Consider the following 7,185-nt stretch of genomic DNA (forward strand, 5'->3'; position numbering starts at 1 on the left):
GCGTTGATGCTCCTATATCTGTCAAGCCGCGATTTGGAGGGGTGGTCGGGCTTCGCGGATGGGGCGCATCGCGGCCCAGAGTTCGCGGGCGAGAAGACGTTTCAGACACCGGATGATCTCGGACTTCGTCTTTCCTTCGGTGATCCGGCGGGCGACGTAGGCCTTAGTGGGTTCGTGGTGCTGCATGCGAACGATGACGACACGGTAGAGTGCGGCGTTTGCTTGCCGGTGACCGCCCCGATTGAGCCGGTGTCGGGTGGTCATCCCTGACGATGCAGGGATCGGGGCGACACCGCAGAGCCGGGCGAACGCGGCCTCCGAACGGATCCGTTCCGGATTGTCGCCGGCAACGATCAGCATCTCGGCCGCGGTGTCAGGACCGACCGCAAAGGCTTTCGCGAGGTCGGGAGCGATCTGCGCGGTCAGCTCTGCCAGGAGCTTCTCATGCCCGGAGATCTCGGCATCCAGTACTTCCCAGCGACGGGCGATCGATCGTAACGTGTGCTTGGTCGACGCGATGATTGTGGTCACCTGGCCCGGACGAAGCGCCGCGCAGCGATGGATGAGCGCCATCTTCGATAGCGGTTGCAGCTCCTGACGCAGATCGTCGGGGGCGTTCACGATGACCTGCTTGAGGCTGATCATCGCGGATGTTCTCGCCTTGACGGCGACGTCCTTGGCGACCTTGATCTGACGGATCATCTCCACTGTTCCATCGGCTGACTTCGGGATGGCCGTCGCCAGGCCCGCGAGGACTGCCCTGGCTGCGTTCTCGGCATCGATGGTGTCGGACTTGCCTCGTAGTCGCCTGTCGCGACGGTCCGTTCTCATCACCTCCAGCGTCCCGATTCCACGACGGCGCACTGCGCCGGCCAGGCCTGCACCATAGGAACCGGTGCCTTCGATCCCGAAGGTGAGTTTCCCGCCGAACGATTCGCCCCAGTCGATCAGCTGGCCGTAGCCACCGGAATCCGCCGCGAAAGATCGGCGATCCAGGACCGCGCCGAGCTCATCGATCGCGACGGCGACGTGGACGTGTTTGTGAGTGTCGACGCCGACAACGACTCGACGGTGAGAGGGGACTTGCTGCATGCTCATAGTGCTCGCTCCAACCAGATCAGGACAGGGTGAGTGACACTGGCCGGTCGGGTGGACGGGACTGTGATGGGACTGTTGCGATCAGGCTCCTATGAGGTCACGCCCGCCCGGCCAGCACCACGAGGGTGATGCGCCTCCTGACGGACGACAGATCAACAGCAAGGACACCCAGACTTCGAGGTCAGTCGTCAGCAAGAGTCAGGCCGCCAGGAGGTACTCGACACTCTCACAGTCGTAGCTGTCACCGACGGTCCCGATCGACGCGATCGCGCCGACTTCCGCGAGCCGCTCCGTGTAGCGCAACGCGGTGTATTGAGTCCCGGCGTCCGAGTGTTGAATGACGCCGGTGACGTCCTCGCCAGCGCGGTCTCGGATCCACAACGCCATCTCCAGGGCGTCCAGGGGCAGGTCGGTGGGCATCTTCGACATCGTCCTCCAGCCCACGATGCGGCGGGAGAACACGTCGGTGACGAACGCGGTGAACGCCATACCCGACCACGTCGGAACATATGTGAAGTCGACCACCCAGAGCTCGTTGGGCCGGGCCGCGTGAAACTCGCGCCTCACGTGATCTTCCGCCCGCGGCGCCGAGGTATCGGGGCGGGTGGTGATGAACTGCTTACCCCGGCGGATGCCGCGCAGGCCCTGCCGGCGCATGAGACGCTCGACAGTGCAGCGGGCGACGACGATGCCTTCTCGGCGCAGCAGCCGCCAGATCTTGCGGGCGCCGCTGATTCCGCGGCCGAGCTTGCGGTCCCAGAACACCCGCTCGATCTGCACCACCAGCTCGGCGTCGGAGACCGCTCTTGCCGAGACTGACCTCTTCTTGAATGCGTAGTAACCCGACGGGGCGATCTTGACCCCGTGCTCAGTGAGCACGCGGCAGATCGGCTCGACCCCGAACCGGTCACGATGATCATCGATGAACTGAACTACCACGGCAGTCGCGGGTCGAGCTCCCGCGCGAAGAAACTCGACGCCGCCAACAGGATCTCGTTCGCCCGCTTCAGCTCACGGTTCTCCGCCTCCAACGCCTTGATGCGCTGGCCGTCATCCGACGTCGTCCCCGGGCGATCACCCGCGTCGATTTGAGCCTGCTTGACCCATCCGCGCAGTGTGTCCGGGTTGACCCCGACGCGCTGCCCGATCCGGATCACTGCCTGATTCACAGACAACTCCGGATCCTCCTTACGCGCCTCCTGCACGAGCCTCATCGCTCGCTCCCGCAACTCCGGCGGATACTTCCTCAAAGCTGGCATAGTCCTCATCCTCTCGGGATTTCAGACCCTCCACGACACCCGGGGCGATTCATACTGACCCGCGTGTACCCGAGATGCCTCACCCGACCATTGTGCCTCAATAACTGCTAGAAGCGGCGAAGGAAAGACAGTTTGCGGTAAGACATGTTTCCAAGACAAATGGCGTCCCGGAAATCCGCCACTTCCCTCGGCTGCTCGGAAGGGGTTTCGCGTGCCTCGGAAAACTTTAGCTTTTCGAGGCGGACCGCTGGTGCGGACAACGACGGGCTTACGGGAGCGGCTGTGGGATGACGTGGCAGATGCTGCGCTCCGAGCACGTCGCTGGATCCAGGGCCGAGCTGGTCGTCAGCATGCCCACGAGCTCTCTCTCGAGGCGGGCGAGTTCTTGTTGGCGGGCTCTGACTTCACCGAGTTTGCCAGTGAGTAGTGAATGCACGTGTGAGCACGGGGCCTGCCCATCCTCCCGGAGGGCGAGAACCCCGGCGATATCGGACAGCGTTAGTCCGGCGGTTTGAGCGGCGCGAATGAACCCGACCCGGGAAGCGACCCCGTCGTCATAGACCCGGTATCCGTTGCTTTGTCGGCTCGGGGCCGGCAGGAGGCCCTCGCGTTCGTAGAAGCGAAGGGTTTGAGTGCTGACGCCCGTGGCCGCGGCGAGGTCTCCAATGCGCATGTGACCATCACACCACTTGACCTTGTACCGGGCTGCAACGTTTACGGTCGTTGGATGGAGATCACGTTGCAGTACTTCGATGGGTGCCCGAACTGGCAGACGACCGAGGAGCGCCTCGCCGTGATCACGGCGGAACGATCCGACATCACGGTGAGCCGGCAGCTCATCGAGACACAAGCGGAAGCGGAAACGGTCGACTTCCGCGGCTCCCCGACTCTCCTGGCCGACGGTGTGCCGTTGTTTCCCGTGCCGGAGGCTCCGCCTGGCCTGTCGTGCCGGGTGTATCTGACACCAGCAGGTCTTGCCGGGTCCCCCACGACAGAGCAGATCCGCGACGCCATCGTGAACGTCGAAGCGGGCACCCGGTGAGTGACGCGTTGGACCTGCTGGTCATCGGTGCCGGCATGGCTGGCACGTCCGCTGCGAACAAGTGCGCCGCACAAGGCTGGCGGGTCGGGATCGTCGACGCGCTCCCCTACGGCGGCACCTGCGCTCTCCGGGGATGCGACCCGAAAAAGATCCTTCGCCGCGGCGCCGAAATCGTCGATGCCGCCCGGCTGATGAACGACACCGGCATCACAGAAGCTGGCCTCCGTGTCGATTGGCCGGCACTCATGCAGCGCAAGCGCGGCTTCACCAACGGGGTACCAAAAGGCATGGAAGACGAACTCACCGGCAACGGTGCCACCACCTTCCACGGTCACGCCGAGTTCACCGGCCCGAACACCATCACCATCGATGGCACCACCCACGAGGCGGAGCGGTTCCTCATCGCCTCCGGGGCCACCCCGAGGCTTTTGACATTCCCGGGCGCGGAGCACCTCATCGACAGCACCCAGTTCCTCGACCTCGATGCCCTACCGCAGCGGATCGTGTTCATCGGCGGCGGGTTCATCTCGTTCGAATTTGCCCACATCGCCGCCCGAGCCGGCGCGCACTGCACGATCATCGACCGCGGCCCGCGGCCCCTGCGCGAATTCGACCCCGACCTGGTGGAGCTGCTGACCTCACGCACCGAACAAGCCGGTATCCGCGTCCACCGAAACACCAGCGTCACCGCCATCGAGGCAACCCCCTCCGGATTCCAGCTCAACGTCGACACCAAAGGCACGACCACCCGCCTTGACGCGGACCTCGTCGTCCACGGTGCTGGCCGCGTCCCGAACCTCGAAAGCCTCCACCTGGACGCTGCCGGCATCGCGAGCAGCTCACACGGAGTAACCGTCACCGGACACCTGCAAAGCACCACCAATCCCGCCGTCTACGCGGCAGGAGACGCCGCTAACACCGCGGGACGGCCCCTGACGCCGGTCGCCGTGTTTGAGGGTAAAGTCGCGGCCTCGAACATGCTGAAAGGCACCACGACAGCGCCCGACTACACCGGAGTTCCCACGACCGTATTCACCATCCCGGAACTGAACCGGGTCGGTCTCCTCGAAGAAGAAGCTGCCGAAGGCCACAACACTGCCGTCCGCTTTACCGACACCAGCAACTGGTACTCCACCTACCGGGTCGCCGAGACCACCGCCGCCGCCAAGATCATCATCGATACCGACACCGACCAGATCCTCGGCGCACACCTCCTCGGCCCCGGCTACTCCGAACTGATCAACACCTTCGGTATCGCCATCAAGCTCGGCCTCACCACCCGGCAACTCAAATCCACCACCGCCACCTACCCCTCCCTCGGCTCCGACCTCGGCTCCCTGCTTTAACCGAGCAAAGCAGAGAGTCAACAACCCTCTGCTTTCAGCCAGTTACCGAGCCCGACGCACCCGCCAACGAGCGATCAAAAAACACTGCCAGAGAGCGGCAAAGTCCACACTCCGCGGGCCTCGTCGATTCCCCAGCATGGCCCCGCGCATCGCCCGAGGCAGGACCGGCATTCGCACGGTCGTCCACAATGTCGCAGCTCTCGCGTGTCGAGCGTGTCGTAGCCTCCGTCTACTTTGCTGGCATGCCGAGCGGACCTGACTTCCTGCAGATGACGATTGCCATCTTGTCGGTGCCAGCTGTCGCAGCAGCCATCACCTGGTTGGCGCGCCGATTCAGTAAGGAGTCGCGTCTGCTCCTACGGCTCGAACGGTTGGCCGCGATCTATCCCAACCTTCCGGCGGGCTCGATGCAAGATGAGTTCGCAAAGAGAGTGACCGACGCTGGCTCGGAATTGAACGCCCGCCTGGATCCGCTCTTCAAGCAAGAGCGTAGGCGGAAGCGGACGGTCATCGTGTCGCTGGTCGTTGGGTCAGCGTTCGTGATCCTGTTATGGCCAGGCCATGCGGCGCTGGAGCCCGGGGGTAGCAACCTCTCAAGTCTCGCGCTGGGAGTCATCGCCGTGGCCGCCTTCCTCTTCATCGAGCGGGACACCCGTCGCCAGCGTGCTGCCATCAAGGACGAGCAGAGCGGCCAATCCAGCGCCCTCTAGACAACCTCCTGCCGCGTGGCGCCGTCGAGGCGCTAAGTGGCGCCCGTCAGCCGAAACGAGCGCGCTCGGCGACCGTTCTCGGACGAGTGAGATTGCAACTACTCCACACGCGAAAGGTCGCACGTCAGCGGTGATGAGCAGGCTCCCCCCGAGGCCGTCCGCGCCCGAGGATAGGCCCCCACAGTTACGTTGGCACAAGCTGAATCCCGTGCCGATACAGCGCCTTCGGCACGGTCGCAGCCCCAGCACCGCCATCAGTTGGGCAGTTCCGAATTTCTTGTTATCTGCCCGCGGGTGCGTCTCGTAGCTTGGTGTCAATTCCTGCGGGGTTCTCGTCGTCGTTGACGTAGGAGGGCCATCGTGGGATGACCAGTTGTTTCCGCCAAGAAGCAAAGAAGAGATCCCACGATGACCCAGAATCAGTCTGCCTTGACGACCCTGATCGCAGAAGTCCTCGCCGATCCTGACCTCGCCCATTCCGACGTGTTCCGTCGGATGCTGCAGGCGGGGCTGCAGGACCTTGTTGACGCGGAAGCGACCGCGAAGATCGGCGCGGCCCGTTACGAACGCACGGCGGAGCGCACCACGCGTCGCAACGGTGCTCGCGCGAAGACGCTCGCCACGCCCGCGGGGGAGGTCGACATTCAGATTCCGAAGCTGCGGGAGGGGTCGTTCTTCCCGAGCCTGCTCAGCCCACGCCGCCGTGTCGACAAGGCGCTCTACGCGGTGATCTGCCAGGCCTGGATCGACGGAGTCTCCACCCGCAAGGTCGACCAGCTCGTCCGCGCGCTGGGCAACGACACCGGCATCAGCCGGTCCACCGTCTCCCGCATCTGCTCCGAGATCGATGAGGTGGTGCACGAGTTTCTGCACCGCCGGCTCGATCACACCTGGTTCCCGTACCTGTTCCTGGACGCCACCTACCTCGACGTGCGCCACCGTGGCCGGGTTCTCTCCCAAGCCCTCATCGTCGCGACCGGGGTCAGCGGCGACGGCCGTCGGGAGATCCTCGGGATGGCTCTCGGCGACGCGGAGACGACGGACTTCTGGACCGAGTTCCTCCGCTCCCTCCGCGACCGCGGTCTGAAAGTCTCCACCGACACAGACCCGCTCGGCGTGACCCTCGTCACGTCCGACGCTCACGCCGGCATCAAAGCCGCCGTCAAAGCGATCCTCCCCGGATCGGGCTGGCAGAGATGCCGCGTCCACTTCGCTCGTAACGTCACCCAGAAGCTCGGATCGGCACGCTCCAAGCCCGTCAACGCGCTGATCTCGACGATCTTCGCGCAGACCACCCCCGAGGCCGTGATCGCCCAGTATCACCAGGTCTCCACGTCCCTCCGCGGGTCGTTCCCGGAGATCGCAGACATGCTCAATGCTGCCGAAGCAGACCTCACCGGATTCGCGCCGCTCCCGCGTGAGCATTGGCAGAAGGTCTGGTCCAACAACCCGATCGAGCGCCTCAACCGTGAGATCAAACGCCGCGCCGACGTCGTGCAGATCTTCCCCGACCGCGACTCCGTCACCCGCCTCATCGGCGCCGTCCTGCAGGAGCAGCACGAGGAATGGCAATACGGTGAACGCCGCTACCTCTCCGACATCTCCATGCGCAAACTCGTCCACACACTCCAAGACCACGCCGAGCCTGAGCGCCCCGACCTGTTCCTCACCGCCTGACCCTCACCCATCAAGGAAGCAGCCGGATTGACACCACAACACGGGACTTGACC

Annotated in this window: 8 protein-coding genes and 1 other annotated feature; of the genes, 4 read left to right on the top strand and 4 right to left on the bottom strand. The window is 64.4% G+C overall.

What is annotated here, in order from left to right:
* Positions 1 to 21: 21 nt before the first annotated feature.
* The 4 genes from CGU34_RS03080 to CGU34_RS03095 all read right to left on the bottom strand — a co-directional run bounded on the left by CGU34_RS03080 (position 22) and on the right by CGU34_RS03095 (position 3,030).
* Complete coding sequence (locus CGU34_RS03080) at positions 22 to 1,098, bottom strand: IS110 family transposase (protein WP_100812876.1); 1,077 nt, start codon at positions 1,096 to 1,098, stop codon at positions 22 to 24.
* 198 nt (positions 1,099 to 1,296) lie between these two features.
* Positions 1,297 to 2,037: an IS3 family transposase gene (locus CGU34_RS03085; RefSeq protein ID WP_100813226.1), complete on the bottom strand. Its 741-nt coding sequence runs from the start codon at positions 2,035 to 2,037 to the stop codon at positions 1,297 to 1,299.
* Positions 1,945 to 2,072 (bottom strand) — a sequence feature (AL1L pseudoknot). (Overlaps the previous gene by 93 nt.)
* Positions 2,031 to 2,366: a transposase gene (locus CGU34_RS03090; protein ID WP_081766483.1), complete on the bottom strand. Its 336-nt coding sequence runs from the start codon at positions 2,364 to 2,366 to the stop codon at positions 2,031 to 2,033. (Overlaps the previous feature by 42 nt.) Before CGU34_RS03090 ends, CGU34_RS03085 begins: the two co-directional genes overlap by 7 nt.
* Positions 2,367 to 2,625: 259 nt before the next feature.
* Positions 2,626 to 3,030 carry a heavy metal-responsive transcriptional regulator gene (locus CGU34_RS03095; protein WP_100812218.1) on the bottom strand — a complete coding sequence of 135 codons (405 nt, stop codon included), beginning with the start codon at positions 3,028 to 3,030 and terminating at the stop codon, positions 2,626 to 2,628.
* Between the two features lie 54 nt (positions 3,031 to 3,084).
* On the opposite strand from CGU34_RS03095, the gene CGU34_RS03100 reads away from it, so the two are divergent.
* The 4 genes from CGU34_RS03100 to CGU34_RS03115 all read left to right on the top strand — a co-directional run bounded on the left by CGU34_RS03100 (position 3,085) and on the right by CGU34_RS03115 (position 7,132).
* Positions 3,085 to 3,399 (top strand): thioredoxin family protein, encoded by a 315-nt coding sequence (locus CGU34_RS03100; protein WP_100812219.1) that lies wholly within the window; start codon positions 3,085 to 3,087, stop codon positions 3,397 to 3,399.
* Positions 3,396 to 4,745: a dihydrolipoyl dehydrogenase family protein gene (locus CGU34_RS03105; RefSeq protein WP_100812220.1), complete on the top strand. Its 1,350-nt coding sequence runs from the start codon at positions 3,396 to 3,398 to the stop codon at positions 4,743 to 4,745. Before CGU34_RS03100 ends, CGU34_RS03105 begins: the two co-directional genes overlap by 4 nt.
* 188 nt (positions 4,746 to 4,933) lie before the next feature.
* Positions 4,934 to 5,455 (top strand): hypothetical protein, encoded by a 522-nt coding sequence (locus CGU34_RS03110; protein WP_100813227.1) that lies wholly within the window; start codon positions 4,934 to 4,936, stop codon positions 5,453 to 5,455.
* A gap of 408 nt (positions 5,456 to 5,863) precedes the next feature.
* Positions 5,864 to 7,132 carry an IS256 family transposase gene (locus CGU34_RS03115; RefSeq protein ID WP_100809674.1) on the top strand — a complete coding sequence of 423 codons (1,269 nt, stop codon included), beginning with the start codon at positions 5,864 to 5,866 and terminating at the stop codon, positions 7,130 to 7,132.
* Positions 7,133 to 7,185 lie beyond the last annotated feature (53 nt).

The sequence above is a fragment of the Microbacterium lacus genome (assembly GCF_002812805.1).
GTDB classification, from domain to species: Bacteria; Actinomycetota; Actinomycetes; order Actinomycetales; family Microbacteriaceae; genus Microbacterium; species Microbacterium lacus_A.